This is a genomic window from Variovorax sp. ZS18.2.2, assembly GCF_024701975.1.
Taxonomy (GTDB): domain Bacteria; phylum Pseudomonadota; class Gammaproteobacteria; order Burkholderiales; family Burkholderiaceae_C; genus Variovorax.
This window is the reverse complement of record NZ_JANLNM010000006.1, coordinates 245,790-269,692: the sequence shown is the minus strand read 5'-3', so window position 1 is coordinate 269,692 and position 23,903 is coordinate 245,790. Positions and strand designations below refer to the sequence as shown.

27 protein-coding genes are annotated in these 23,903 nt (G+C 67.5%); 13 read left to right on the top strand and 14 right to left on the bottom strand.

Annotation, left to right across the window (positions count from 1 at the left end; all coding sequences use genetic code 11):
• Positions 1-73: 73 nt before the first annotated feature.
• The 3 genes from NU688_RS22855 to NU688_RS22845 are packed head-to-tail and all read right to left on the bottom strand — an operon-like array spanning position 74 to position 1,921.
• Positions 74-916, bottom strand: coding sequence for a pirin family protein (locus tag NU688_RS22855; protein WP_257863095.1), 843 nt, complete (start codon positions 914-916; stop codon positions 74-76).
• Positions 913-1,497 carry an NADPH-dependent FMN reductase gene (locus NU688_RS22850; protein WP_257863093.1) on the bottom strand — a complete coding sequence of 195 codons (585 nt, stop codon included), beginning with the start codon at positions 1,495-1,497 and terminating at the stop codon, positions 913-915. The genes NU688_RS22855 and NU688_RS22850 overlap by 4 nt, the downstream gene beginning before the upstream one ends.
• Before the next feature lie 37 nt (positions 1,498-1,534).
• Positions 1,535-1,921: a DoxX family protein gene (locus tag NU688_RS22845; RefSeq protein ID WP_257863092.1), complete on the bottom strand. Its 387-nt coding sequence runs from the start codon at positions 1,919-1,921 to the stop codon at positions 1,535-1,537.
• 85 nt (positions 1,922-2,006) lie between these two features.
• Here NU688_RS22845 and NU688_RS22840 point away from each other — a divergent pair, with 85 nt between their 5' ends.
• Positions 2,007-2,936 carry a LysR family transcriptional regulator gene (locus NU688_RS22840; RefSeq protein WP_257863091.1) on the top strand — a complete coding sequence of 310 codons (930 nt, stop codon included), beginning with the start codon at positions 2,007-2,009 and terminating at the stop codon, positions 2,934-2,936.
• 37 nt (positions 2,937-2,973) lie between these two features.
• The gene (locus NU688_RS22835; RefSeq protein ID WP_257863090.1) at positions 2,974-3,450 is read left to right on the top strand and encodes a peptidylprolyl isomerase; all 477 of its coding nucleotides are present in this window, start codon (positions 2,974-2,976) and stop codon (positions 3,448-3,450) included.
• A 17-nt stretch (positions 3,451-3,467) separates the two neighbouring features.
• Here the strand turns inward: NU688_RS22835 and NU688_RS22830 are convergent, their stop codons facing one another.
• Positions 3,468-5,093, bottom strand: coding sequence for a CYTH and CHAD domain-containing protein (locus NU688_RS22830; RefSeq protein WP_257863088.1), 1,626 nt, complete (start codon positions 5,091-5,093; stop codon positions 3,468-3,470).
• 174 nt (positions 5,094-5,267) lie between these two features.
• On the opposite strand from NU688_RS22830, the gene NU688_RS22825 reads away from it, so the two are divergent.
• Entirely contained in the window at positions 5,268-5,690 is a 423-nt protein-coding gene (locus tag NU688_RS22825; protein ID WP_257863086.1) for a VOC family protein, read from the top strand.
• Between the two features lie 159 nt (positions 5,691-5,849).
• Complete coding sequence (locus NU688_RS22820) at positions 5,850-6,905, top strand: pirin family protein (protein WP_257863084.1); 1,056 nt, start codon at positions 5,850-5,852, stop codon at positions 6,903-6,905.
• A gap of 25 nt (positions 6,906-6,930) precedes the next feature.
• Here NU688_RS22820 and NU688_RS22815 read toward each other — a convergent pair whose 3' ends face one another.
• The 3 genes from NU688_RS22815 to NU688_RS22805 all read right to left on the bottom strand — a co-directional run bounded on the left by NU688_RS22815 (position 6,931) and on the right by NU688_RS22805 (position 9,499).
• Positions 6,931-7,221: a YciI family protein gene (locus tag NU688_RS22815; protein WP_257863083.1), complete on the bottom strand. Its 291-nt coding sequence runs from the start codon at positions 7,219-7,221 to the stop codon at positions 6,931-6,933.
• 98 nt (positions 7,222-7,319) lie between these two features.
• Positions 7,320-8,330, bottom strand: coding sequence for a tripartite tricarboxylate transporter substrate binding protein (locus NU688_RS22810; RefSeq protein ID WP_257863082.1), 1,011 nt, complete (start codon positions 8,328-8,330; stop codon positions 7,320-7,322).
• 77 nt (positions 8,331-8,407) lie between these two features.
• Positions 8,408-9,499 (bottom strand): tartrate dehydrogenase, encoded by a 1,092-nt coding sequence (locus tag NU688_RS22805; protein WP_257863081.1) that lies wholly within the window; start codon positions 9,497-9,499, stop codon positions 8,408-8,410.
• Between the two features lie 117 nt (positions 9,500-9,616).
• Here NU688_RS22805 and NU688_RS22800 point away from each other — a divergent pair, with 117 nt between their 5' ends.
• The 3 genes from NU688_RS22800 to NU688_RS22790 all read left to right on the top strand — a co-directional run bounded on the left by NU688_RS22800 (position 9,617) and on the right by NU688_RS22790 (position 12,023).
• Positions 9,617-10,537, top strand: coding sequence for a LysR family transcriptional regulator (locus NU688_RS22800; RefSeq protein WP_257863079.1), 921 nt, complete (start codon positions 9,617-9,619; stop codon positions 10,535-10,537).
• A gap of 86 nt (positions 10,538-10,623) precedes the next feature.
• Positions 10,624-11,691 (top strand): M4 family metallopeptidase, encoded by a 1,068-nt coding sequence (locus tag NU688_RS22795; protein WP_257863078.1) that lies wholly within the window; start codon positions 10,624-10,626, stop codon positions 11,689-11,691.
• Positions 11,688-12,023 carry a protealysin inhibitor emfourin gene (locus NU688_RS22790; protein WP_257863077.1) on the top strand — a complete coding sequence of 112 codons (336 nt, stop codon included), beginning with the start codon at positions 11,688-11,690 and terminating at the stop codon, positions 12,021-12,023. Before NU688_RS22795 ends, NU688_RS22790 begins: the two co-directional genes overlap by 4 nt.
• Before the next feature lie 3 nt (positions 12,024-12,026).
• Here NU688_RS22790 and NU688_RS22785 read toward each other — a convergent pair whose 3' ends face one another.
• Positions 12,027-13,355 (bottom strand): Nramp family divalent metal transporter, encoded by a 1,329-nt coding sequence (locus tag NU688_RS22785; RefSeq protein WP_257863076.1) that lies wholly within the window; start codon positions 13,353-13,355, stop codon positions 12,027-12,029.
• A gap of 117 nt (positions 13,356-13,472) precedes the next feature.
• Here NU688_RS22785 and NU688_RS22780 point away from each other — a divergent pair, with 117 nt between their 5' ends.
• Genes NU688_RS22780 through NU688_RS22770 form a run of 3 tightly spaced genes read left to right on the top strand, consistent with a single transcriptional unit; the run spans position 13,473 to position 15,038 of the window.
• The gene (locus NU688_RS22780; protein WP_257863075.1) at positions 13,473-13,781 is read left to right on the top strand and encodes a putative quinol monooxygenase; all 309 of its coding nucleotides are present in this window, start codon (positions 13,473-13,475) and stop codon (positions 13,779-13,781) included.
• Between the two features lie 60 nt (positions 13,782-13,841).
• Positions 13,842-14,411, top strand: coding sequence for a hypothetical protein (locus NU688_RS22775; RefSeq protein ID WP_257863074.1), 570 nt, complete (start codon positions 13,842-13,844; stop codon positions 14,409-14,411).
• A 30-nt stretch (positions 14,412-14,441) separates the two neighbouring features.
• On the top strand, positions 14,442-15,038 hold the full coding sequence (locus NU688_RS22770) for a hypothetical protein (protein ID WP_257863072.1): 597 nt from the start codon (positions 14,442-14,444) through the stop codon (positions 15,036-15,038).
• A gap of 70 nt (positions 15,039-15,108) precedes the next feature.
• Here NU688_RS22770 and gap read toward each other — a convergent pair whose 3' ends face one another.
• Both gap and NU688_RS22760 read right to left on the bottom strand, forming a co-directional pair.
• Positions 15,109-16,110 carry a type I glyceraldehyde-3-phosphate dehydrogenase gene (gene gap / locus NU688_RS22765; RefSeq protein WP_257863071.1) on the bottom strand — a complete coding sequence of 334 codons (1,002 nt, stop codon included), beginning with the start codon at positions 16,108-16,110 and terminating at the stop codon, positions 15,109-15,111.
• A 60-nt stretch (positions 16,111-16,170) separates the two neighbouring features.
• On the bottom strand, positions 16,171-18,273 hold the full coding sequence (locus NU688_RS22760; protein WP_257863070.1) for a transketolase: 2,103 nt from the start codon (positions 18,271-18,273) through the stop codon (positions 16,171-16,173).
• Positions 18,274-18,420: 147 nt separating this feature from the next.
• Between NU688_RS22760 and speD the strand changes: the two genes are divergently transcribed.
• From speD to NU688_RS22745, 3 genes are read left to right on the top strand one after another with little or no spacing between them, the layout of a single operon-like run.
• The gene (speD, locus tag NU688_RS22755) at positions 18,421-18,801 is read left to right on the top strand and encodes an adenosylmethionine decarboxylase (protein WP_257863069.1); all 381 of its coding nucleotides are present in this window, start codon (positions 18,421-18,423) and stop codon (positions 18,799-18,801) included.
• A 23-nt stretch (positions 18,802-18,824) separates the two neighbouring features.
• The gene (locus NU688_RS22750) at positions 18,825-19,538 is read left to right on the top strand and encodes a nucleotidyltransferase family protein (protein WP_308340322.1); all 714 of its coding nucleotides are present in this window, start codon (positions 18,825-18,827) and stop codon (positions 19,536-19,538) included.
• On the top strand, positions 19,535-20,932 hold the full coding sequence (locus NU688_RS22745) for an aminopeptidase P N-terminal domain-containing protein (RefSeq protein ID WP_257863068.1): 1,398 nt from the start codon (positions 19,535-19,537) through the stop codon (positions 20,930-20,932). The genes NU688_RS22750 and NU688_RS22745 overlap by 4 nt, the downstream gene beginning before the upstream one ends.
• A gap of 29 nt (positions 20,933-20,961) precedes the next feature.
• On the opposite strand, the gene NU688_RS22740 is transcribed toward NU688_RS22745, so the two are convergent.
• From NU688_RS22740 to NU688_RS22725, 4 genes are all read right to left on the bottom strand, one after another.
• Positions 20,962-21,318: a DUF3325 domain-containing protein gene (locus NU688_RS22740; protein ID WP_257863067.1), complete on the bottom strand. Its 357-nt coding sequence runs from the start codon at positions 21,316-21,318 to the stop codon at positions 20,962-20,964.
• 1 nt (position 21,319) lies between these two features.
• Positions 21,320-22,960 carry a PepSY domain-containing protein gene (locus NU688_RS22735; RefSeq protein ID WP_257863066.1) on the bottom strand — a complete coding sequence of 547 codons (1,641 nt, stop codon included), beginning with the start codon at positions 22,958-22,960 and terminating at the stop codon, positions 21,320-21,322.
• Positions 22,957-23,265 (bottom strand): DUF3649 domain-containing protein, encoded by a 309-nt coding sequence (locus NU688_RS22730; RefSeq protein WP_257863065.1) that lies wholly within the window; start codon positions 23,263-23,265, stop codon positions 22,957-22,959. Before NU688_RS22730 ends, NU688_RS22735 begins: the two co-directional genes overlap by 4 nt.
• A 139-nt stretch (positions 23,266-23,404) precedes the next feature.
• Complete coding sequence (locus tag NU688_RS22725; RefSeq protein WP_257863064.1) at positions 23,405-23,776, bottom strand: helix-turn-helix domain-containing protein; 372 nt, start codon at positions 23,774-23,776, stop codon at positions 23,405-23,407.
• Positions 23,777-23,903: the final 127 nt, after the last annotated feature.

The window sequence follows — 23,903 nt, the reverse complement described above, 5'->3', positions numbered from 1 at the left end:
GCGCACAAGAAAGTGCGCGCCGTCGGCGTGGCTGGAGGTCGTCGTTCGTGCGCGCGGGCGCACCGATGAAGTGCTAGGCCAGGCGCCCTTCCTGACGCAGCCGTGCACCGATGCGCCGGATCTCGGCCTCGCCCTGGTCCAGCGTCGCCTTGCTGGTGTGGACCGAGTAATGGCCCATCACCAGTTCGTGCGGATGCTTCACGGCCGAGCCCAGCACGAAGGACACGTCGCCGCGGGCCGTGAAATCGATGGCCTCGCCGGACTCCTCGAACACCGCGAGTTCGCCGGTGTCGATGGGCCCGCCTGCATCGAGCCGACCCGCATTGACCGCGACCCAGCCCACCGTGTGGCCGGCCGGCGGCGTGTAGCGCCAGTGCTCGCCGTCCTTCAGTTGCACGGCCAGGTAGTTCATTGGCGCCGGTGCCGGAATGGCGCTCTGCGCCGCGCCATAGCGCCCGAGCAGCACGCGCGCCGGGCCCTCCTGCGGCACCTGCGAGGGCGCGAGGTAGATGCTTTGCGCCGGCGCGTTTTCTTCCGAGGCCGGCAGCGCCACCCAGAGCTGGAAGCCGCGCACGCGCTTCACGTCCGGCGCGGGCGCGCCGGTGTGCCACACGCCGTTGCCCGCGCGCATCCACTCGACGCCGCCGCCGCGCAGCACGCCCTGCTCACCGGTCGTGTCTTCGTACAGCGTGTCGCCTTCGATCAGCCAGGTCAGCGTCGCGATGCCCGAGTGCGGGTGCATGCCGAAGCCCTTGTGGCCGCCGCCGACATCGAAGCCGAACAGGTCCAGGAACACGAAGGGCTTGAGGAATTCGCCCAGGTCGCCCGGGCTCATGAGCCGCGTGATCGGCCCGTGCTGCGCGCCGCGCGTGCGGTAGACGATGGCGCGGGCTTCAGTGGCAATAGCTGTGGTCATGCGGCCTCCCTCGCTGTCTTCAGCGCCCGGGTCCACCACGCGAGGTCGTCCAGCATGCCGGAGGCGGACTGCGCAAGGTGCGGGAAGTCGTCGAAGCTCTTGCCCTGCTGCCAGATGCCCAGGAACTCGACCATGCCGATGTGCACCGCGTTGCGCACCGGCGCCATCTGCATCTCGACCGCGACCAGCCGCAGCTGCTCCACCGCGCGCGCCGCGCCCACGCCGCCGTAGCCCACGAAGCCGATGGGCTTGCGCACGAACTCCTTGTAGGCCCAGTCGATCGCGTTCTTCAGCACCGCGCTCGGGCCGTGGTTGTATTCGGGCGTGACGACGACCAGGCCGTCGAAGGTCGCGAGCTTGGCCTGCCAGCGCTGCGCGGCCTCGTTCTTCACCGGGCCCCAGGCGGGCGCGCCGGCTTCGTTGAAGAAGGGCAGCGGATGGTCGCGCAGGTCGACCAGCTCGAAGGCGAGGTCGGTGCGCTGCTTCGCGATCTCGTGGATCCACTGCGCAGGCTTCTCGCCGAAGCGGCCTTCGCGGGTCGAGCCGAGGATGATGCCGATGCGGGGTTGTTGTTGGGTCATGAAGTACTCCTGAATGGGGGATGAGGAAGAAGAGGGATCAGGCCGCGATGGCCGCCGGCCGCGGCACGGGCCGCAGCCGCCACGCCACGAAAGCCGACAGCAGCGCGAGAACGATGGCCGGCGCCGGGTTGCCGCCGATCAGCACGAGGTGCGTGGCCACGGCACAGGCCATGGTCACGGCCAGCAGCAGCCCGCCGAAGAAGCCAGTCGCGGGCACGAGCAGCAGCAGCGCGCCGCCGACCTCGACCACGCCCGTCACATAGAGGAACCACTGGCCGAAGCCGATCGCATCGAACACCTGGACCATCTGCGGCACGCCGGCCAGCTTGGAGAGGCCGGCTGCGCCGAAAGCCAGCGCCAGGAGGATGCGAACGCCCCAGACGATGCGGCGCTGGAGGGGAGAAAGAGAGGATGAAGTAGTCATGGGCACAAGGTTAGGGTCGCACCCATTGATCGACTAGACGGTAGAGTCGGATTGCACTCGTCCATCCATCGAAGGAATCAACCCCATGCTCGACCTCAACGACATCGCCATGTTCGTGCAGGTGGTGCGCTACGGCAGCTTTGCCGAAGCCGCCCGGCGCCTCGGCCTGCCGCCCAACACCGTGAGCCGGCGCATCCAGCAGCTCGAGGCGCAGCTGGGCACGCGGCTGATGCAGCGCTCGACCCGCAAGCTGACGCTCACGAGCGCCGGGCAGGCGTTTCACGAACGCTGCGCGGGGGCGGTCGATGGGCTGGTCGATGCCGGGCAGGCGCTGATCACCGGCAGCCAGGAACCCAGCGGGCTCGTGCGCGTGGCGGCGACGGCGGATTTCTTCGACTTCTTTCCGATGGAGTGGGTGGCGGACTTCCTGGCGGCGAATCCGCTGGTGCGCGTCGACTTCGTGCTGAGCGATGCGAAGGCCGACCTGATCGCCGATCAGATCGACGTGGCGTTTCGCGGCGGGGCGCTGCCGGATTCAGGCTATGTCGGGCGCAAGTTGCTGGGGCCGCGCACGGATGGGATGGTGGCGAGCCCCGCGTACGTCGCCGCGCGCGGGGCGCCAGCGACGCTGCAGGAGCTGGCGGATCACGACTGCGTGACGGCAGCGCATCCGAGCGGGCGGGCGACGTGGCGAATGACCGGGCCGGACGGGGTGGAGGAGGAAGTGCAGGTCAGTGGGCGCTTCAGCGGGAATACGGCGCAGGCGCTGAGAAGGGCAGCGGTGGCCGGTCTTGGGATCGCGCTGTTGCCGCCGTCGATGGGGCGGCTGGATGTGGAGGCGAGGCGGCTGGTGCCGGTGCTGCCGCAATACCAGCGCACGGGGCAGGGGTTGAGCGTGCTGTATCCGAGTCGGAAGCACCTGCCGCTGGCGGTGTCGGCGTTTATTGAGATGGTGATGGAGAAGTTGAGTACGGTGGAGACGCTGCCGGACGCGTTCAAGTCGTGGAAAGCCTAGCTTCGACGGTGAATCGGTTTCCACAGAAAATGCCCGCATGAAAATCGAAAAAGACACCGTCGTCACCATCAAGTACAGAGTCTCCGATGCCCAGGGCAAGCTCATCGAAGCCAGCCCCGAGCCGATGGCCTACCTGCATGGCGGTTACGAGAACACCCTGCCCAAGATCGAGGAAGCGCTCGACGGCAAGGAACAGGGTTACCAGACCGTTCTGAACCTCTCCCCCGAAGACGCCTTCGGCCAGCGCGACGAAGCGCTGGTGCGCACCATCCCCAAGACCGAATTTCCGCCGGGCGTGAAGGTGGGCGGGCAGCTTCAGGGCCGGCTCGACGATGGCACCGAGCACGTCTTCACCGTGACCAAGATCAAGGGCCTGGTCGTGCTGCTCGACGGCAACCATCCATGGGCCGGCAAGGCGCTGAAGTTCAGCCTGCAGGTGACGGACGTGCGTGCGGCGCTGCCGGTGGAAATCGAGCACCGGCATGTGCATGGTGCGCACGGGCACCATCACTGATCCTTCGCCCTTTCGCGTCAGCGGGGGCGTGCCGCCTTCTTCCAGAACCGCGGCGCCTCCTCGATCCCGCCCAGCGCCTTGCGGCAAGCCTTGGCGTGGGCTTCATGCCTCGCGGTGAACCATCCCACCGCAAACCACGCGCGCCCATCGCGCGCCGTGGCTTCGCGGTAGAGCGCGAGCGCGACGGCTTCGTCGTTGAATTCGCCCAGCGCGTCCTGCGCGGGACGCAGGTACTTCAGATAGCGCTCGGCGGCTGACGACGACGACTTTCCCTCCGCCTCGAACAGCGGCGCGACGAACTCGGCGAGGTAGCGCAGGCGCTTGAGCCGCTTGCGCACGCGGTGCTGGCTTTCGGTGTCGAGCGACTCGAAACGCTTGCCGTCGCGCACCGCCTGTTTGTGCAGGTGCTGAAGGCGCTTGCGCAGGAGGCGGCGGGCGTCGCCGAGGCTCATCGGGGTCGGCGCTGGAGGGGCTTCGTCGGTTGCTTCGGCATCGGTAGTGGCCTTCGGCGCGGGTTCTGCCGGTGGCGCTGCCGCGGTGAAACCGATCAGCGAAACCAGCACCGACTGGAACGCCGGGGCACGCACGATATCGCCGGACGACCGTACATCGGCCGCCGCTTCGTCGCCCGCCAGCGGATCGAACTCGGGCGCGCCGGCTTCGCGCAGTTGCGGCTGCGCCAGCTTCACCACCTGCTCGCGGTCACGCAGATCGCCGAGTGCGCGGAAGGCTTCGACGAGCGGCGGCTCCCATGCGGCCACGTCGAAAAGACCGGTGCCCGCATCCAATTCCGCCAGTTCGCGCAGCGCGGTGCGCAGGCGCCGGATGCCGATGCGCAGCTGGTGGATCTGTTCTTCATCGCTGCTGCCCGCGGCGATCTCGCTGGCGTTGGGCAGCATCTGCGCGAGGCACGACGCGACCACGGCCTGCTGGATGGCGCGGCCGTCGAGCTTGTCTTTTCCTTCGGGGAAGCGGGGTGTCGCAGCCTTCACGGCCGGCACGACCTCGACCTTCGCCAGCAGCCGCGCGCCGCGCTCGGCCTTGGACACGGTGCTGAACCACAGCCCGTGCTGCTGCGACCAGCGGCGCGCGAGGGACACGAGCCCCTGCACGTCGCCGCGCTTGAGTTCGAGTTCCAGCTCGCAGACGGGCGACTCGCACTGGTCGGCCGTGCCCGCGTAAGCCACGACCTTGCCGACATCGAGCGCCATCTCCACGACCGCGCCGCCGGGCCCGGTGACGCGCACGTCGCGCGTGAGCCGCACGATGTCGGTGGACTGCCGCTCCACCAGCGGCGCAGCACCGCTCGCGGCCAGCACCTTGGCGAGCCGGTCGCCCACGGGCGTGCCCTGGTGGCGCTGCGGGTCGATGGCCGGCGATGCGGCGGCGGTGCCCAGGTCGACGTTGTGCTCCAGCCGGTGCAGCGCGTTGTCACCCGTCGCCTTGACGGTCTGCACCCAGCGCCGTCCTTCCTTGCGCAGCCGCAGCACGATGCCCTCGGCGGCGAGCGCCTGGTCGGCGGTGTCGAAATAGCGCGCCTGCAGGCGGGTGCGCACGACGGCGCCGCGCCGCATTGCGGTCTCGACGGCCTTCAGCCGGTCGGCCGGGATCTGAAACTTGAACTCGATTTCCATGGCGGCCATGATGCCCCGCCTTCTTCGGCCCGGACGCAATCCCCCAAGGGCCAGACCGGGCAAAAACAAAGATTCGAAAAATCATGTGGACGCCGTCCATTTTCTTTGGTATCTTTTGTGGACGGTGTACACAAGACACCGGCAAACCTCCAGATCCAACCCTTCATCGACACAGGAAACACCATGGCCAACAAGCAGATCTTCGTGAACCTCCCCGTCAAGAACCTCGAGAAGACCAAGACGTTCTTCGCCGCGCTGGGCTACACCTTCAACGCGCAGTTCACCGACGCCAACGCCGCGTGCATGGTGATCGAGAAGGACAGCATCTTCGCGATGCTGCTGGTCGAGGACTTCTTCAAGACCTTCACCACCAAGAGCATCACCGACACGAGCAAGAGCACCGAGGTGCTGGTGTGCCTCTCGTGCGAGAGCCGTGCCGAGGTCGACGCGCTGGTCGCCAAGGCTGTGGCCGCGGGCGGCACCACGCCGCGCGAACCGCAGGACTACGGCTTCATGTACGGCCACGGCTTCCAGGACATCGACGGCCACCTCTGGGAACTGATGTACATGGACCCCAACGCCGTCGTGCCGCACCAGAACGCCTGATGCGCTGAAGAAAAAGAACAGGAAAGCGCGATGCCCATCGTTCCATACGCGCTCTTCACTGTTGCAGGCAAGGCCCCTACCGGAAGACGGCGGCGCCCCGATATTCCTGGCACTGGCACGGCATCATCGGCCGAGCTCCCCATGGAAAGGAATATCGCTATGTCCGACAACAACAAGGGCCCCATCGTCCAGGTCAAGCCGCTCGGCTTCCCCTGGCAGACGATCGACCCGTTCCTGTTCTGCGTCTATCACGACGACGCCTACCCGAAGGCCAACGGGCACATGGGCCCCGAGGCCTCGCTGGCCGGCCGCCAGATCGGCCAGGACTTCAGCCGCAAGGACGGCTGGAGCATGTACCACGGCGACACGGTGCCGGGCTTTCCCTCGCACCCGCACCGCGGCTTCGAGACGGTGACCATCGTGCGCAAGGGCCTGGTCGATCACTCCGATTCGCTGGGCGCCACCGCGCGCTTCGGCGGCGGTGATGTGCAGTGGCTCACGGCCGGCAAGGGCATCGTGCATTCGGAGATGTTCCCGCTGCTCGACGCGGGCGCGCCCAATCCGCTGGAGCTGTTCCAGATCTGGCTCAACCTGCCGGCCAGGAACAAGATGGCCGAGCCGCACTTCACGATGTTCTGGTCGGACGCGATTCCGCGCTTCGCCTCGGACGACGCGAAGGGCGGCCGCACCGAGGTGGCCGTCATCGCGGGCCGGCTCGGCGACGCGGTCAACGGGCAGGATCCGATCCAGCCGCTCGCGCCGCCGCCCGCGTCATGGGCCGCGCAGGCCGATGCCGACGTGGCGATCTGGACGATCAGGATGACGCCCGGCGCGCAATGGACGCTGCCGGCCGCTGCGGGCGAAGGCACGCGGCGGATGCTCTATTTCTTCAAGGGCGCGGTGGCGCAGATCGCCGGCCAACGCATCGAAGGGCCGGTGGCGGTCGAGCTGCGCGCGGACGCGGCCGTCGAGCTGGTCAACGGCGACGACGAGAGCGAGTTCCTCGTGCTGCAGGGCCGCCCGATCGCCGAGCCGGTGGCGCAGTACGGCCCCTTTGTGATGAACACGCAGGCCGAAATCAGCCAGACCATGGCCGACTACCGCCGCACGCAGTTCGGCGGCTGGCCATGGGACGACGCGGCACCGGTGCATGACGCCAAGGCCGCGCGCTTTGCGCGGCATCCGGGCGGACGCGAAGAAGTGCCTGGGGCTTGAGCGAAAAAAGACGTCCTGGGAAAAATCAGAACGTCTTCAGGATCTCGATGCTCGGGGCGGTCATGCTGGGGACGAACTCCGTCACGTCCACGCGCGCCACGCCGCCCTGCACGAACGGGTCGCGCGCCAGCACCGCTTCCAGTGCCTCGCGATCGCCCGACCGCGCGAGGATCACACCACCCGTGCGCGGCACCTGCCGGCCCGAGGCCACGAACAGGCCGCTCTCGTAGTGCTTCTTGAGCCACACCATGTGCGGGTCCATCAGCGAATCGACTTCTTCGAGGGGACGGGTGTAGGTGAGGGTGACGATGAACATGTGCAGGATGGCGGTGAATGCGGAAGCCCCGATCCTATGGCCTCAGTGAGGCACCTGCACCACCAGTGTGTGACGCACTGGTAACGATGCGCGTCGCTCTAGTCGATCGCCACACCACCTTCTTTCACCAACTTCGCGAATCTCGCGGTTTCCTCGCGGATCTGTCGCGCCATGTCATCAGGCGAACCACCTAGCGGCTCCGCACCGATGGCCTGCATGCGTTGCGCGAAGTCGGGCGACTTGATGATCTTCACCATCTCGGCGTTGAGCCGCGCGACGATGTCCTTGGGCGTCGCGGCCGGCGCGAGCACGCCGAACCAGGTGCCGATGTCGAAGCCCTTGAGGTCCGCCTCTTCGAGCGTGGGCACGTCGGGCAGCACCGACGAGCGGCGCGCCGTGGTCACGGCCAGCGCGCGCAGCTTGCCGCCCTTGATGTGCTGCAGCACCGGCGTGATGGTGTCGAAGGACATCGCCACCTGCCCGCCGAGCAGGTCGGTGGTCAGCGGGCCACTGCCTTTGTAGGGCACGTGCAGCAGCGTGGTGCCGGTGCTGGCCTGGAACTGCGTGCCGATCAGGTGCTGCGCCGTGCCGTTGCCGTTCGAGCCGTAGGCCAGCTTGTCGGGCGCGGCCTTGGCGAGTGCGACCAGCTCGGCCACGTTTTTCGCGGGCGTGTTGGCTGGGTTGATGACCAGCACGTTCGGCACCATCGCCACGACGGTGATCGGTGCCAGGTCTTTCTGGAAGTCGTAAGGCAGCTTCTTGTAGACGCTGGTGGCGATGGTGTGGTGCACCGCGCCCATCAGCAGCGTGTAACCGTCGGGCCTGGCCTTCGCGACGTAGTCGGCGCCGAGCGTGGCGCCCGCGCCGGGCTTGCTCTCGACCACCACCGGCTGACCGAGCGACTGCGAGAGCTTGTCGGCCAGCTCACGCGCCAGTACGTCGGTGGTGCCGCCGGCCGGGAACGGCACGACGAGGCTGATCGGCCGCGTGGGCCAGGCGGCCGGCTGCGCGAAGGCCAGCGCGGCGACGCCGAGGCCCAGCGCCGTCGCGCCGGCCTGGAGCATCGTGCGACGGCTCGGACTCTTCTGGGTGAAAGTGAAAGCTGCCATGTCTTGTCTCCGGCTCGTTGTGGTCGTGAGGTCCGCGCGCATCGAGGCGCGCTGTGACTGCGGTGAAGAAGAAGAAATCAGGCCGCGAGGCGCTGACGCGCGCCCGTGATGTGTTCGCAAACGGCGCGCGTCACCTGCTCGGTGGTCGCGCTGCCGCCGAGGTCGCGCGTGTGCAGCGAGGGGTTGGCGGTGACGTGCTCGACAGCTGCCATCACGCGGTGCGCCGCCTCCGCTTCACCAAGGTGCTCAAGCAGCATCACGACCGACCAGAAGGTGCCGACCGGGTTCGCCAGCCCCTTGCCCATGATGTCGAAGGCCGAGCCGTGGATCGGCTCGAACATCGACGGGTAGCGGCGCTCCGGATCGATGTTGCCGGTGGGCGCGATGCCCAGGCTGCCGGCCAGGGCGGCCGCGAGGTCGCTCAGGATGTCGGCGTGCAGGTTGGTCGCGACGATGGTGTCGAGCGAGGCAGGCCGGTTGACCATGCGCGCGGTGCAGGCGTCGACCAGTTCCTTGTCCCAGGTCACGTCGTGAAATTCCTTGGATATCTGCAGCGCGATCTCGTCCCACATCACCATTGCGTGGCGCTGCGCGTTGCTCTTGGTGACCACGGTGAGCAGCTTGCGCGGCCGCGAGCGGGCGAGCTTGAAGGCGAACCGCATGATGCGTTCGACGCCGGCGCGGGTCATCATGCTCACATCGGTCGCGGCCTCGATCGGATGGCCCTGGTGCACGCGACCACCGACGCCGGCGTATTCGCCCTCGGAGTTCTCGCGCACGATCACCCAGTCGAGCTGCCCCGGCGCGCAGCGCTTGAGCGGACCGTCGATGCCCGGCAGGATGCGTGTGGGCCGCACGTTGGCGTACTGGTCGAAGCCCTGGCAGATCTTCAGGCGCAGGCCCCACAGCGTGATGTGGTCGGGAATGTGCGGATCGCCCGCGGAGCCGAAGAGGATGGCGTCCTTGCCGCGCAGTGCGTCAAGGCCGTCGGCCGGCATCATCTCGCCGTGCGCGCGGTACCAGTCGCCGCCCCAGCCGAAGTCTTCGAAGGCGAAGTGCAACGTGCCGCCCGAGGCCGCGGCCAGCGCCTCCATCACTTCACGCCCGGCCGGGATCACTTCCTTGCCGATGCCGTCGCCGGGAATGGTGGCAATGCTGTAGCTGCTCATCGCTGTCTGTCCTTCATGGAATGCTTCTGGGAGCTGCCACTGTAGGATTCGATGCGCCGAACGATTCACGCCCAAAGTGAATCCATCCTTAACCTCAGTTCAACAATCGGACTGCCCATGGTTTCTCCGATCCAGCCCGCCGAACTCGGCTTCTTCTCCACGCTTGCGGCCTGCGGCAGCCTGAGCGCCGCGGCCCGCGAACTCGGCATCAGCACGCCGGCCGTGAGCAAGCGGCTCGCGCAGATGGAGGCGCGCATCGGCGTCACGCTGGTGAACCGCACCACGCGGCGCATGAGCCTCACGCCCGAGGGCGAGCTCTATGTGGAACATGCGCGCGGCATCCTCGGCGCGATCGACGACATGGCGCAGTTGCTGGGCGAGGCGAAGGCCGAGCCGCGCGGCCTGCTGCGCGTGAACGCGACGCTGGGCTTCGGGCGCAGCCACGTGGCGCCGCTGATCTCGAAGTTCGCGCGCAAGCACCCGGAAGTCGAGGTGCAGTTGCAGCTTTCGGTGAACCCGCCGCCGCTGACAGACGATGCCTTCGACGTCTGCATCCGCTTCGGCGCGCCGCCCGAATCGCGCGTGATCGCGCGGCGCATCGCATCGAACCGGCGCCTGTTGTGCGCCTCGCCCGCCTACCTTGCGCGCGCCGGCCAGCCCAAGGTGCCCCACGACCTCGCACGCCACCGCTGCATCGGCATCCGCCAGGGCGACGAGGCCTACGGCGTGTGGCGCCTGAGCTCCGGCCGCGGCGCCGCGCAGCACACCGAGGCCATCAAGACGCGCGGCGCACTCAGCACCAACGACGGCGAGATCGCGGTCAACTGGGCGCTCGACGGCCACGGCATCCTGATGCGCGCCGAATGGGACATCGCGCGGTACCTGCGCAGCGGCCGGCTGGTGCAGGTGCTGGCCAACTACCGCACGCCCGATGCCGACATCTACGCGGTGTACCCCCAACGTCATCAGCTGTCGGCGCGCGTGAGAGCTTTCGTTGACTTCATCGCAACCGCGCTCGAAAACGGCAGCATCCGGTGACACCTGCAGAGGGACTGCAGCGACACGGATCAACGGCTTTCTGCTACCGTATTTTTCATCGCTGAACGCTCACCGGAGAACCGCTCATGCCGCTTCGCCCGCCACCGATCCTGCCGCCCAGCTTCGTACCGCCGTACCTGCTGGACCGGCTCGCGGCGCACGCCGATGCGCCCGTCAGTGCGCGCGCGGCCAACACGCTGATGATCGATCGCGAGCACCGCGGGCTGCGCGAATTTCTCGCGCCCCAGGTGTCGTCGGCGCCCTCGCCGCCGTACGCGAAGCGCGGCTCGCCCGAACGCAAGATCCATGACGCGGGCAACACCACGCAACTGCCCGGCAAGCTGATCCGCTCCGAGGGCCAGGTCGCGAGCAAGGACCTTGCGGTCGACGAGGCTTACGACGCGCTCGGTGCCACATGGCGCCTGTACCACGACATCTACGAGCGCAACTCCATCGACGGCGCGGGCATGCCGCTCCTGGGCAGCGTGCACTACGGCAACGACTACGACAACGCCTTCTGGAATGGCACGCAGATGGTGTTCGGCGATGGCGACGGCGAGGTGTTCAACCGCTTCACCATCGCGGTGGACATCATCGGCCACGAACTCACGCACGGCGTGATCGATCACGAGTCGGGCTTGATCTATCAGGGCCAGTCGGGCGCGCTCAACGAATCGATCTGCGACGTATTCGGCGCGCTCGTCAAGCAGCACGTGCTCAAGCAGACGGCGCAGCAGGCCGACTGGCTGGTGGGCGCGGGGCTCTTCAAGGAGAAGGTGAAGGCGCGCGCGCTGCGCTCGATGGCCGAGCCCGGCACCGCCTACGACGACCCGGTGCTCGGCAAGGACCCGCAGCCGGCGCACATGAAAGACATCGTCGTCACGCGGCAGGACAATGGCGGCGTGCACATCAACTCCGGCATTCCGAACCGCGCCTTCTATCTGGCCGCGACCGCCATCGACGGTCCGGCATGGGAGACGGCCGGGCGCATCTGGTACGACACCGTGTGCGACCGCCGGTTGAAGCAGGATGCGGATTTCGCCGCCTTCGCCGAGCTGACCGTGAGCGCCGCCGCGAGGCGCTTCAGCCCCGGCAGCACGGCGCACAAGGCGGTCATCGCCGCATGGAACACCGTGGGAGTCGCCGCATCATGATCCAGCTTCCGCCGCTCAGTGAAGCCACCATCGTGCGCGTGACGCGCGAGGGCGGCATCGCCTACATGCCTGGCCTCGCGCAGCCGCGCAGCTTTCAATTGGGCGACTGCACCGAAGAACTGCGCCAGCAGATCGACGCTGCGCTGCAAAGCGCCGTGCCGCATGCCGAGGAAAGCAGCGCCGCGTCGCCGGGCGGCGACCAGCGCGTCTACCGTGTGGAGGTGGTGATGGAGAACACGGCCACCGCCAGTTCAGTCAGCTTCGATGTGCCCGAGACCGAGGCGCCCGCGGCGCTGGTGCATCTCTGGAAGGATGCGGGCAAGCAGCGCTGACCTTCAGCCCTTGCCGAGGATCACCGAGCCGATCAGCCATACGTTGGCCGCGCCGATCACGCCGAACAGACCCCAGGCCAAGAGCTTCACCACCGGGCCATTGGCAAAGCCGCCCATCATGCTGCGGCTGCTCGTGAAGCGGATCAGCGGCCACATCGCAAAGGGCAACTGGAAGCTCAGCACCACCTGGCTGAGCACCAGCATCTTGCCCACGCCGCCGTCGCCGAACCACCAGACGCCGAGGAACGCCGGCCCCAGCGCAAGCGCGCGCGTGAGGAGGCGCCGCTGCCAGCAGGGGATCTTCAGGTCGAGAAAACCTTCCATGATGATCTGGCCCGCGATGGTGCCGGTGAAGGTCGAGCTCTGCCCCGAGGCCAGCAGCGCGATGCCGAACAGCGTGGCCGCGAACGCGCTGCCGACGATGGGCTCGATGAGCCGGTAGGCATCGTCGATCTCGGTCACCTCCTGGTGACCGGTGGCGTGGAAGGCGCTGGCCGCGAGCACCATGATGGCCGCGTTGACCAGCAGCGCGAGCGACAGCGACACCACCGCGTCGAGCGTGCAGAAGCGCACCGCCTCGCGGCGCGCCGAGTCGGTGTCGGCGATGAGCCGCGTCTGCACGATGGACGAATGCAGGTACAGGTTGTGCGGCATCACCGTGGCGCCGACCACGCCGATCGCGAGGTACAGCGCGCCCGGCTGCTGCAGCCGCTCGAAGCTCGGCGCAAAGCCCATCGCCACGCCGAACCAGTTGGGCGGCGCCATCGCGAGTTCGACCACGAAGCAGCCCGCGATGGTGCCCACCAGCCCGAGCACGATGGCCTCCACGCGCCGGAAGCCCGCGCCCTGCAGCCCCAGCACGAGCAGCGTATCGAAAGCCGTGATGGCGATGCCCACCGGAATCGACACGCCGAACAGCAGGTGCAGCGCGAGCGCGCTGCCCAGCACCTCGGCGAGGTCGCAGGCCACGATGGCGAGCTCGGCGCCGAGCCAGAGGAAGCGGTTCACGCGCGGCGAATAGTGCTCGCGGCAGGCGCGCGCCAGGTCTTTCTGCGCGACCAGCCCGAGCCGCACGCACAGCGTCTGCAGCAGCATCGCCGCGAGGCTCGCGAGCAGCACCACGAAGAGCAGGCCGTAGCCGAAGCGCGAGCCCGCCTCGATGTCGGTCGCCCAGTTGCCCGGGTCCATGTAGCCCACGGAAACCAGCAGGCCCGGGCCCGCGTAGCGCAGCAGCTTCTTGCCGAAGGGCAGGTCCTGCGGGACCGCGATGCTGCCCTTGACCTCGGACGGACAGAAGGGCGCGGTGGCCGTGCGGGGGAGCGGAAAGAACATGCGCGCGATGATAGGGTGGGGCACCGGGTCTCGTGCGAGACCTGCGCCGCGGCGCCGGATCTTTTAGATTCGACGCTCGCCATCCCATCACCTTCACACCACCCGGAGTTCATTCCAATGATTCACGTAGTCGCTGTCCTCACCGCCAAGCCCGGCCAACGCGCCAAGCTGCTCGAAGCCTTTGCTGCCAACCGCGCGGCCGTGCTGGCCGAAGAGGGCTGCATCGAGTACGGCGCCACGGTCGATGCGCAGGGCGTTCCCACCTCCAAGGCCAGCTTCGGCTCCGACACTTTCGTGGTGATCGAGAAATGGGAAACGCTCGCGCACCTGCAGGCGCATGCCGTCGCGCCGCACATGAAAGCCCATGGCGAGAAGACCAAGGAGCTGGTCGAGAGCAAGCTGATCCACGTGCTCGAACCGGTCTGAGAAAAAAGGTTTACGCCATGTTACTGTCGCGCCTCCAAACAACTCTGGAGGAGAAGGAACATGGCAACCACCCGCCTGCTTGGCGTTGTCATCTGCGCATTGGCCGTCCTTGCGACGGGCTGCGCATCGCCCAAGGCACCGGCCTATTCGCCGGATTACGCGGCCCTTGACCAGCTCAAGGCCGCGAAGCCTTCCACCATCGCGGTGGTCAAGGTTCAGCCGACCGATCCCAACGCGCCCGTCAACCGGATCTCGCTGCGCGGCACCCGGCTCGATTCGCCCAGCGGCACCTTCGCCAAGTACCTGGAGGACGCGATCGTCCGCGACCTGAAGGAAGTCTCGGCCTACGACGCCAAGTCGCGCACGCGGCTCGATGCACGCATCCTGGAGAACGACGTCAGCGTCGGGAACATCTCCACAGGCACCGGCGTGATGACGGTCGAGATCGAAGTCACGCGCGAAGGCGTGCAACGGCTGAAGAAGACCTACAAGGCCAACATCAGCTTCGAGTCCAGCTTCGCAGGCATGGTGGCCATCCCGGCCGGACAGACGGCCTACCCGACGCTCGTGCGTGCGCTGCTCGGCAAGGTCTACGCCGACCCGCAGTTCGCCGCCGCCATCGGCTCCTGACGCCATCCGAACGAAAAGGGAAAACCCATCATGTCCGTTGTTTCCAGAACCTTGCGCATCGTCCTGGCACTGGCTGCCGCCGCGGTGCTCGCAGGCTGCGCGCACCCGATCTCGCTGAACACCGACGCAGCGCCTCCACAGCGCGTCGATGCCCATCTGGTGCAGAAGAAGGTGGCCTACGCCATGACCGAGGCCGATCGCAGCAAGCAGGCGATCACGCCCGGCGGTGGCGGCGACCGCATCAGCTACTACCCGTACCGCGATCTGGAGAAGTCGATCCGCGACGCGTTGCGCGCGGTGTACCAGGACGTGGTGGTCATCAACTCGGCGGCCGATGCCAATGCCGTGAAAGCCTCGGGGGCGTCGTTCGTGTTCACGCCGGTGATCACCACCAACTCGAGCTCCTCGTCGGTCCTCACTTGGCCGCCGACGGATTTCAGCACCGAGATCGCGTGCACCGTCACCGACTCGGCGGGCGTCGAAGTCACCCGCGTCAAGGCGACCGGCAAGGGTGCGGCGGAGTTCAGCGAGTTCAAGCACGACCTCGCGCTGTCGGCCAAGCGCGCGTCGGCCGACGTGGCGAACCAGTTGGCGAGCGAAATCCGCAGGAACGAAAAGCTGCGCTGAGCAGCCCTTTCGGTCGCCCATGAAAAAACGCGCCCTCGGGCGCGTTTTTCGTTGAAGCCGCGAAGCCTTCTTACTTCGACACGACCTTCACCATCTCCAGGCACTTGTTCGAGTAGCCCCATTCGTTGTCGTACCAGCTCACGAGCTTCACGAACGTGCTGTCGAGGGCAATGCCGGCTTCGGCATCGAAGATCGAGGTGCGCGGGTCGCCGCGGAAGTCAGTGGCCACGACCTTGTCTTCGGTGTAGCCCAGCACGCCCTTGAGCGCGCCTTCGCTCTGTGCCTTCATTTCGGCGCAGATTTCCTTGTACGTGGCTTCCTTCTCCAGCTCGACCACGAGGTCGACCACCGACACGTCGGAGGTCGGCACGCGGAAGCTCATGCCGGTGAGCTTCTTGTTGAGCTCGGGGATCACCACGCCCACGGCCTTGGCAGCGCCGGTGCTCGAGGGAATGATGTTTTCCAGGATGCCGCGGCCGCCGCGCCAGTCCTTGTTGCTCGGGCCGTCCACGGTCTTCTGCGTGGCGGTGGCAGCGTGCACGGTGGTCATCAGGCCGCGCTTGATGCCCCACTTGTCGTGCAGCACCTTGGCCAGCGGCGCCAGGCAGTTGGTGGTACAGCTGGCGTTGCTGATGATGGCTTCGCCGGCGTACTTCTTGTCGTTCACGCCGTAGACGAACATGGGGGTGTCGTCCTTCGACGGAGCCGAGAGAATCACCTTCTTGGCGCCCGCGTCGATGTGCTTCTGCGCCGTTTCCTTCGTGAGGAAGAGGCCGGTCGATTCGAGCACGATGTCGGCGCCGACTTCGTTCCACTTGAGCTGCGACGGGTCGCGCTCTTGCGTCAGGCGGATCTTCTTGCCGTTGACGATCAGCGTGTTGCCTTCGACCGTGACTTCACCCTTGAAGCGGCCATGCACCGAGTCGTACTGGAGCATGTAGGCCAGGTAGTCGGGCTCGAGCAAGTCGTTGATGGCAACGATCTCGATGTCGTTCTTGAAGTTCTGCACCGCTGCGCGCAGCACGTTGCGACCGATGCGGCCGAAGCCGTTGATACCGAGTTTGATAGCCATCTGACTTGCTCCTAAGGTTGAAAAACTTGTGATCGGACGGGAAGAAGTACCGGGGGACGATCAGTCCCGCAGCGCCGCTTCGACGGTGGCGGCAACGTTCTCCGCCGTGAACCCGAAATACTTGAACAGCTCCGGCGCCGGTGCCGACTCGCCGTACGTGTCGATGCCGACGACGGCAGCGCAGCCGTACTTCCACCAGCCGCCGGTGCAGCCCATCTCGACGGCGATGCGCGGAATCTTCTTCGGCAGCACGGCCTTCTTGTAGGCCACGTCCTGGCGGTCGAAGGTGGTGGTCGAGGGCATCGACACCACGCGCACGGCGATCTTCTTGTCGGCCAGCAGCTTCTGGGCGGCCAGCGCGAGCGGCACTTCAGAACCGGTGGCGATGATGACGGCCGCGGTCTTCTTGCTCTTCAGGCCCACGGTCTCGGGCTCGGACAGCACGTAGGCGCCACGGCTGATGTCGCCCAGTTCCTTCTTCGGCGCGTAGGCGATGTTCTGGCGGCTCAGCAGCAGCGCGGTCGGGCGCGACTCGTTCTGCAGCGCCACAGCCCAGGCCACGGCGGTTTCGGCCGTGTCGCCCGGACGCCAGACGTCCAGGTTCGGAATCAGGCGCAGCGAGGCGGCGTGCTCGATCGACTGGTGCGTCGGGCCGTCTTCGCCCAGGCCGATGGAGTCGTGCGTGAACACATGGATCACGCGGCGCTTCATCAGCGCGGCCATGCGGATGGCGTTGCGGCTGTAGTCGCTGAAGGTGAGGAAGGTGCCGCCGTAGGGGATGTAGCCGCCATGCAGCGCCACGCCGTTCATGATGGCCGCCATGCCGAACTCGCGCACGCCGTAGTTGATGTGGCGGCCGATGGTGCCGTGCGGCACTTCGGCGGGGGCTTCGGGCTTGGCTTCGTCTTCGGCGCCTTGCTTGGCTTCGACGGCGGGCACGTTCATGACCACGGCGCTGGTCTTCGCATCGAAGCGAAGCGCGGCGGTGCTCTTGGTGTTGGTGAGGTTCGAGCCGGTCAGGTCGGCGCTGCCGCCGAGCATTTCGGGCAACGCGGCCGTGAAGGCTTCCAGCGCGAGCTGGCTGGCCTTGCGGCTGGCGACGGTTTCGCCCTTGGTGTGGGCGGCGACCACGGTGTCGAAGGCGACCTGGTGGAAGTTCTTGGGCAACTCGCCCTTCATGCGGCGGGTGAACTCGGCGGCGAGCTCGGGGAACGCGGCGGCGTAGGCGGTGAACTTCTCGTTCCAGGCGGCTTCGGTCTTGGCGCCGGCGTCCTTGTGGTCCCAGTCGGCGTACACCTCGGCCGGGATTTCGAAGGGCGCGTAGTGCCAGTCGATCGCGTCGCGCGTGAGCTTGATTTCCTCGGCGCCGAGCGCCTCGCCGTGCGCCTTGGAGGTGCCGGCGCGGTTCGGGCTGCCCTTGCCGATGACGGTCTTGCAGTTGATGAGCGTGGGCTTGTCGGTCGACTGCTTGGCCTTGGCGATGGCCTTGGACACGGCCTTGGCGTCGTTGCCGTCGATCGGGCCGATCACGTGCCAGCCATAGGCGTGGAAGCGTTCGGCGACGTTGTCGATGTACCAGGGCTTCACTTGGCCGTCGATGCTGATGCCGTTGTCGTCGTACAGCGCGATCAGCTTGTTCAGGTGCCAGGCGCCGGCGAGGGCGCAGGCTTCGTGGCTGATGCCTTCCATCATGCAACCGTCGCCCAGGAAGGCGTAGGTGTGGTGGTCGACGACGTCATGGCTCTTGCGGTTGAACTCGGCCGCGAGCAGCTTTTCAGCCAGTGCGAAGCCGACCGCGTTGGTGATGCCCTGGCCCAGCGGGCCGGTGGTGGTTTCCACGCCGGGGGTCACGTCGATCTCGGGGTGGCCGGCCGTCTTGCTGTGCAGCTGGCGGAAGTTCTTCAGTTCGCCGATCGGCAGGTCGTAGCCCGTGAGGTGCAGCACCGAGTACAGCAGCATCGAGGCGTGGCCGTTGGAGAGCACGAAGCGATCGCGGTCGAACCAGTGCGGGTTGGCCGGGTTGTAGCGAAGGTGATCGCCCCAGAGTGCGACGGCCATGTCGGCCATGCCCATCGGTGCACCGGGATGGCCGGAATTTGCTTGTTGGACGGCATCCATAGCCAGAGCGCGGATTGCGTTGGCCATCAGGGCGTGGTTTGCCATGTGCGGTGGACTTTCGGAGGGAAAAGGGAGGTTTGGGGTCGGGAGAACCCGCGATTTTACCGGGCGAGCCCCGGCCCGCCTCGATACGCCCCGAACACCCTTCCGATGTTCTCTTGTGCAGCGGGCCGGCTGCTAGAGTTGCCACCCATGCACGGGCTGCACCTCACCGCCGATCTCCACGACTGCCAATGCGGCCTCCAATGGCTCACCGACGGGCCTGCGCTGGGGGCGGTCTGCATCAAGGCGGTGACGGCCGCGGGGCTGCAGGCGGTGGGCAAGATAGTCCATTCTTTTCCCGCCACGCCGCAAGGACCGGGCGGCGTAACGGCAACAGTGCTGCTGGCCGAATCGCACCTGTGCATCCACACCTGGCCCGAGCAGCGCGGCGTGACGCTGGACGTGTACGTCTGCAATTTCGGCGGGGATCATTCGGCCAAGGCGCATGCGCTGATGGAGTGCCTCGTGTCGCTGTTCCAGCCAAGTCACAGCGAACGCAACGAGCTGCAACGCGGCCGCATCGCAGCGTGAGCACCCCGGTTTCCGTGCGGGCGATGATCCTGGCCGCGGGCCGCGGCGAGCGCATGCGGCCGCTGACCGATGCCACGCCCAAGCCCCTGCTCGAAGTGCGCGGCAAGCCGCTGATGCAGTGGCCGATGGAAGCGTTGGCCGATGGCGGGTTCACGCAGCTGGTCGTCAATACCGATTGGCTGGGCGCGCAGATTCCAGCCAGATTCGGCGAGACCCCTTTGCTGGACGGGCATGGCGCGCTATCGATTTCATACTCCGACGAGGGCCGCGACTTCGGCGGCGCGCTGGAGACGGCCGGCGGCATCGTGCGCGCGCTGCCCCTGCTGGGCGAGGTGTTCTGGGTCGCAGCGGGCGATGTCTTCGCGCCGGACTTCCGCTTCACGCAGGCCTCGGTCGACCGCTTCCTGGCCAGCGGCAAGCTGGCGCATCTGTGGCTGGTGCCGAACCCGGCGCACAACCTCAAGGGCGACTTCGGCCTCTCCGCCGAAGGCCTGGCCCTCAACACGGCCGCCGGGAAGCACACCTTCTCGACCATCGGCCTCTACCGCGCGCCCCTGTTCGCGCCGCCGTACTGCGGCATCCCGCCCGGCAACCCGGCCGGCATCAAAGCCCCATTGGCGCCGATCCTGCGGGCCGCGATGGACAATGAACTCGTGAGCGCCGAGCTCTACACCGGCCCCTGGACCGATGTGGGAACCCCCGAACGGCTTGCCCAACTGAACACCACGCCAAGATGACCTCAGCAGACACCACCACGATCTACGCCGAGCGCCGCGCGCGCCTCGCCTCGCAACTGGGCAAGGACGGCATCGCCATCATCCCCACCGCCCCCGAGCGCCCGCGCAACCGCGACACCGATTTCCTGTATCGCCACGACAGCTACTTCTATTACCTGACCGGATTCACCGAGCCGAACGCGTGGCTGGTGCTGGCGGGCGACGGCCGCGCCACGCTGTTCTGCGCGCCCAAGGACCTGGAGCGCGAGATCTGGGACGGCTACCGCCTCGGCCCCGAAGCCGCACCCGCGGCGCTCGGTGTCGACGAAGCCTTCTCGGCGGCCGACCTCGACGCCAAGCTGCCCAAGCTGCTGGAGAACCGCTCGACCGTGTGGTTTCCGTTCGCGATCCACAAGGGGCTGGAGACCCGCATCGACGGCTGGCTGCAATCGGTGCGCGCGCGCGTGCGCTACGGCGCGCTGTGCCCCGAGGAGCAGCGCGACCTGTGCGGCCCGCTCGACGAGATGCGCCTCGTGAAGGACGCGCACGAGCAGGACATCATGCGGCGCGCCGCGCAGATCAGCGCCCGGGCGCACATCCGCGCGATGCAGCTGTCGTCCCGCATGCTGCGCGAAGGCAAGGACGTGCGCGAGTACCACCTGGATGCCGAGCTACTGCACGAATTCCGCTTCGGCGGCTCGCAGTACCCGGCGTACTACTCCATCGTCGCGGCTGGCGCCAACGCCTGCGTGCTGCACTACCGCGCCGACGCCGCGCCGCTGCGCCAGGGCGAGCTGGTGCTGATCGACGCAGGCTGCGAGCTCGACGGCTACGCGAGCGACATCACGCGCACCTTCCCGGCCGACGGCAAGTTCACCGGGCCGCAGCGCGCGCTGTACGACCTGGTGCTCGCGAGCCAGGACGCATCGGCGGCCGCCACCAAGGCCGGCAACCGCTTCACCGACCCGCACGACGCCGCGGTGCGGGTGCTGGCGCAGGGCATGCTCGACTTCGGCCTGCTCGACAAGAACAAGGTCGGCAGCGTGGACGACGTGATCGATTCGCGCGCCTACTTCCAGTTCTACATGCACCGCACTGGCCACTGGCTCGGCATGGACGTGCACGACTGCGGCAGCTACGTGGAGCCCACGCAGGTGGGCGAAGTGAGCGAGCGGAAGGATCCGCTCTCGAACGAGGTCATCAAGAACCGCCCCAGCCGCATCCTGCAGCCCGGCATGGTGCTGACGCTTGAGCCTGGCATCTACGTGCGGCCCGCTGATGGCGTGCCCGAACAGTTCCACAACATCGGCATCCGCATCGAGGACGACGCGATCGTCACGGCCACCGGCTGCGAACTCATTTCGCGTGGCGTGCCGGTGAAGGCGGATGAGATCGAGGCGCTGATGCGCGGCTGATCGCGCGCACCAAGCTGCTTGTTACGTCCCTACGTGGCGAGCAGCAGACAGACCAGCAGCCCGAGCAGCACAACGACCGCAGCCGCGGACGCAATCCAGTGAAAGCGCCGCGGCGCGCATCCCAGCAACCCCGCGGTCGCGAGCGCCGTCGCAGTGAGCGCGCCCAGCCAGAGCACCCAACCGATCGCGCTGCCCGCCGCCCGCAGGCTCGCGCCCAGCGACACGCACAGCAGCAAGGTGCCGCCCAGTTGCAGCCAGCGGCGCCACGGACCCGGCGTGCTGCCGCGGCCGAAGACGTCTTCGCTGTGGCGGTCCATCGCGAGGCTCAGCGCGCAGAAGCCGGCGAGCGAGGCGACGAACACCAGGGCGAGAAGCAGTGCGCCCATCTCAGGAACCCTGGCCCGATGCGGCGAGCCCAGGTGGCGTGGCCGTCGCCTGCCTTGAAACTGCCTTGCGACGCTTGCGCTCCACGAGCCAGGCTGCGCTGGCAAGCCCCAACCCCAATGCGATCGCGACGAGATCAAAGCCCGCCACCGCGCTCGGGCCCGAGCGCAGGCTCACCGTCAACGGCGCGGGGCCGGTGAACGCATTCAGCACCGGCAGCAGCACGAACAGCAGCGCGCCGAGCGCAAGCTGCGCCTGCCACATGCGCAGCGTCGGCCGCAGCAGGCCCAGCACGGCGGCGGCACCCCAGACGATGAAGAACCAGCGGATCTCCGCCTCGCCGCGGTCGGCCACATCGAGCGGCAGCAAGCGGTTGGCCCAGAAGAAGGCCGCCATCGCCATCGGCAGGCCGGCGATCGCGCCGAGGTTCAGGCCGTCGACCAGGCGCAGGCCCCAGCCGATGCGGCCGCCCTGCCTGAGCGTCTTCGCAAACTTCTGGCGCTCCTTCACGGCCCAGAGCAGCAGGCCGGTGGCCACCATCAGGCAACCCGCGAGCCCCGAGACGAAGAACAGGCCGCGCAGCAGCGGATCGGCAAAGCGGCCGACGTGAAGGCCGTAAAGCACGCCGCGCGTTTCGGCCGCCGCCTTGGGCACATCGCCGAACGCGCCGATCAGCGCGCCGGTGGCGCCGTTGAACTGCATCGAGGGCCGCTCGTACGAGAGCTGCGGGCCTTCGGCGCGGGTGAGCGAGACCACCGCGTTCGCATCGTTGGGGTTGTGCACCGTGATGCGGCCCACGGGCGCGCCGTTCCAGTGGGCGGAGGCCTGCGCGAGCATCGGCGCGATGGGCGCGAGCGTGGCCTTGGTGCCGGCGGCCTTGAACTGGTCGCGGCCGCTGCCCGGGAACGCCTCGGCGAAGAAGGCATCGGTGCCGCCGCGGTCCTTGTAGGCGACCTGCGGGCCCCACGGCATGTACATGAACATCAGCGTGACCAGCCCGGTGTAGGTGATCATGGCGTGATAGGGCAGCGCGAGCACCGCGGTCACGTTGTGCGCGTCGAGCCACGAGCGCTGGCCCTTCTTCGGGCGGAAGGTGAAGAAGTCCTTGAAGATGCGCCGGTGCGTGACGATGCCGCTGAAGATCGCGACCAGCATGAACATCGCGCAGAAGCCGACGATCCAGCGCGCCCAGATCGCGGGCATGTAGTGCAGGTCGAAATGCAGCCGGTAGAAGAACTCGCCGCCGCGCGTCTCGCGCGGCGCGGTGATCGCCTGGCCCGTCGCCGGATCGAGCATCGCGCGGTCGAAACGGCGGCGCCGCTCGACCGGTGCGGCGCCGGGCGGCGGGGGCGGCTTCAGGTACAGCACGTTGGTCGATGGCTCGCGCGCGGTCGGCAGCGTGATGAACCAGCGCGGCGCATTGGCGGCGCGCTGCTGCAGGAAGGCGACGGCGCTTTCCGCGGCCTTCGCCTGCGGCGCGGCGTTGGGCGACACGGCGTGCAGCCCCGGCTTCATCCAGAAGGTGATCTCGTCCTTGAAATACGAGGCGGTGCCGGCGGCGAACACCATGAAGAGCACCCAGCCGACTAAGAGGCCCGACCAGGTGTGCAGCCAGGCCATCGACTGGCGAAAGCCTTCTTTCATGCGCCGCCTCCGCCGCCTCGGGTGAGCAGCAGCACCAGCAGGCCCGGCAGCAAGGCCGCGATGACAAGGCCCGACCACGCGCGCCACGCGGTGCGCGCGGCAAAGACCCACATCACGGCGAGCGCGAAAACGATGAAGGAAGCCAGCGTGCCGGTCATCGCGGCTTCGCTGCGTGCCATGCCGAAGGCGGCGGGCAGGCACAGGGCCAGGGCGGCAGCAGAAAGGGCTGCAACGCCGTAGCCACCGGCGATGGCAGCGAGTGCGCGCGAGGCCACGCCGAGGCGATAGCGAAAGCTTGCGCTCACAACGCGTGCCGGACGGCGTACGAAGTCGTTCGGGAATTCATGGAAAGAGGGGGGAAAGAAACGGGAGCCAGATGAGAATCATACGCATCTGGCCGGGTTTCCCCCTCAACGCCCGGCCATGGGCCGGGGATATCGCGGCTCAGCCGAAAGCGCTTTCCTCGCATTCGCCCATGCGTTCGAGCTCGTTCGCTTCCGCCGCATGGCGCTGGCCCCATTCGCACAGCGCACGCAGCAGGGGCTTGAGGCTGCGGCCCAGCGCCGTGACCGAATATTCGACGCGCGGCGGCATCTCCGGAAAGATCTCGCGCGCCACCAGTCCGTGTTCCTCGAGCTCACGAAGCTGCTGGATCAGCACCTTCTGGCTCGTGTCGGGGAGCTTGCGCTTGAGCTGCGACAGCCGCCGCGGCCCGGCGAACAGGTGGTAAAGAATGATCGCCTTCCAGCGCCCCGAAAGCACCTTGAGCGCGCGCTCGGCAGGCAGCGTGGGAAGTTGCTTGATGGCCTCCGCCATGGTGACCTCCTGGTGGGTATGGCACGTCGTTGTGGGTATGAACAGCGCGGAGGGTACGGCAATATTTCGCATCGATTTTTTGTGATGCGAAGTGCCAATGAAAGCCGTACAGCTAAGCCGGACCGGA

What these genes read in the sequence shown, in the direction of transcription:
- NU688_RS22855 (WP_257863095.1), bottom strand. Translation starts at nt 916, where the DNA reads ATGACCACAGCTATTGCCACTGAAGCCCGCGCCATCGTCTACCGCACG.
- NU688_RS22850 (WP_257863093.1), bottom strand. Translation starts at nt 1,497, where the DNA reads ATGACCCAACAACAACCCCGCATCGGCATCATCCTCGGCTCGACCCGC.
- NU688_RS22845 (WP_257863092.1), bottom strand. Translation starts at nt 1,921, where the DNA reads ATGACTACTTCATCCTCTCTTTCTCCCCTCCAGCGCCGCATCGTCTGG.
- NU688_RS22840 (WP_257863091.1), top strand. Translation starts at nt 2,007, where the DNA reads ATGCTCGACCTCAACGACATCGCCATGTTCGTGCAGGTGGTGCGCTAC.
- NU688_RS22835 (WP_257863090.1), top strand. Translation starts at nt 2,974, where the DNA reads ATGAAAATCGAAAAAGACACCGTCGTCACCATCAAGTACAGAGTCTCC.
- NU688_RS22830 (WP_257863088.1), bottom strand. Translation starts at nt 5,093, where the DNA reads ATGGCCGCCATGGAAATCGAGTTCAAGTTTCAGATCCCGGCCGACCGG.
- NU688_RS22825 (WP_257863086.1), top strand. Translation starts at nt 5,268, where the DNA reads ATGGCCAACAAGCAGATCTTCGTGAACCTCCCCGTCAAGAACCTCGAG.
- NU688_RS22820 (WP_257863084.1), top strand. Translation starts at nt 5,850, where the DNA reads ATGTCCGACAACAACAAGGGCCCCATCGTCCAGGTCAAGCCGCTCGGC.
- NU688_RS22815 (WP_257863083.1), bottom strand. Translation starts at nt 7,221, where the DNA reads ATGTTCATCGTCACCCTCACCTACACCCGTCCCCTCGAAGAAGTCGAT.
- NU688_RS22810 (WP_257863082.1), bottom strand. Translation starts at nt 8,330, where the DNA reads ATGGCAGCTTTCACTTTCACCCAGAAGAGTCCGAGCCGTCGCACGATG.
- NU688_RS22805 (WP_257863081.1), bottom strand. Translation starts at nt 9,499, where the DNA reads ATGAGCAGCTACAGCATTGCCACCATTCCCGGCGACGGCATCGGCAAG.
- NU688_RS22800 (WP_257863079.1), top strand. Translation starts at nt 9,617, where the DNA reads ATGGTTTCTCCGATCCAGCCCGCCGAACTCGGCTTCTTCTCCACGCTT.
- NU688_RS22795 (WP_257863078.1), top strand. Translation starts at nt 10,624, where the DNA reads ATGCCGCTTCGCCCGCCACCGATCCTGCCGCCCAGCTTCGTACCGCCG.
- NU688_RS22790 (WP_257863077.1), top strand. Translation starts at nt 11,688, where the DNA reads ATGATCCAGCTTCCGCCGCTCAGTGAAGCCACCATCGTGCGCGTGACG.
- NU688_RS22785 (WP_257863076.1), bottom strand. Translation starts at nt 13,355, where the DNA reads ATGTTCTTTCCGCTCCCCCGCACGGCCACCGCGCCCTTCTGTCCGTCC.
- NU688_RS22780 (WP_257863075.1), top strand. Translation starts at nt 13,473, where the DNA reads ATGATTCACGTAGTCGCTGTCCTCACCGCCAAGCCCGGCCAACGCGCC.
- NU688_RS22775 (WP_257863074.1), top strand. Translation starts at nt 13,842, where the DNA reads ATGGCAACCACCCGCCTGCTTGGCGTTGTCATCTGCGCATTGGCCGTC.
- NU688_RS22770 (WP_257863072.1), top strand. Translation starts at nt 14,442, where the DNA reads ATGTCCGTTGTTTCCAGAACCTTGCGCATCGTCCTGGCACTGGCTGCC.
- gap (WP_257863071.1), bottom strand. Translation starts at nt 16,110, where the DNA reads ATGGCTATCAAACTCGGTATCAACGGCTTCGGCCGCATCGGTCGCAAC.
- NU688_RS22760 (WP_257863070.1), bottom strand. Translation starts at nt 18,273, where the DNA reads ATGGCAAACCACGCCCTGATGGCCAACGCAATCCGCGCTCTGGCTATG.
- speD (WP_257863069.1), top strand. Translation starts at nt 18,421, where the DNA reads ATGCACGGGCTGCACCTCACCGCCGATCTCCACGACTGCCAATGCGGC.
- NU688_RS22750 (WP_308340322.1), top strand. Translation starts at nt 18,825, where the DNA reads ATGATCCTGGCCGCGGGCCGCGGCGAGCGCATGCGGCCGCTGACCGAT.
- NU688_RS22745 (WP_257863068.1), top strand. Translation starts at nt 19,535, where the DNA reads ATGACCTCAGCAGACACCACCACGATCTACGCCGAGCGCCGCGCGCGC.
- NU688_RS22740 (WP_257863067.1), bottom strand. Translation starts at nt 21,318, where the DNA reads ATGGGCGCACTGCTTCTCGCCCTGGTGTTCGTCGCCTCGCTCGCCGGC.
- NU688_RS22735 (WP_257863066.1), bottom strand. Translation starts at nt 22,960, where the DNA reads ATGAAAGAAGGCTTTCGCCAGTCGATGGCCTGGCTGCACACCTGGTCG.
- NU688_RS22725 (WP_257863064.1), bottom strand. Translation starts at nt 23,776, where the DNA reads ATGGCGGAGGCCATCAAGCAACTTCCCACGCTGCCTGCCGAGCGCGCG.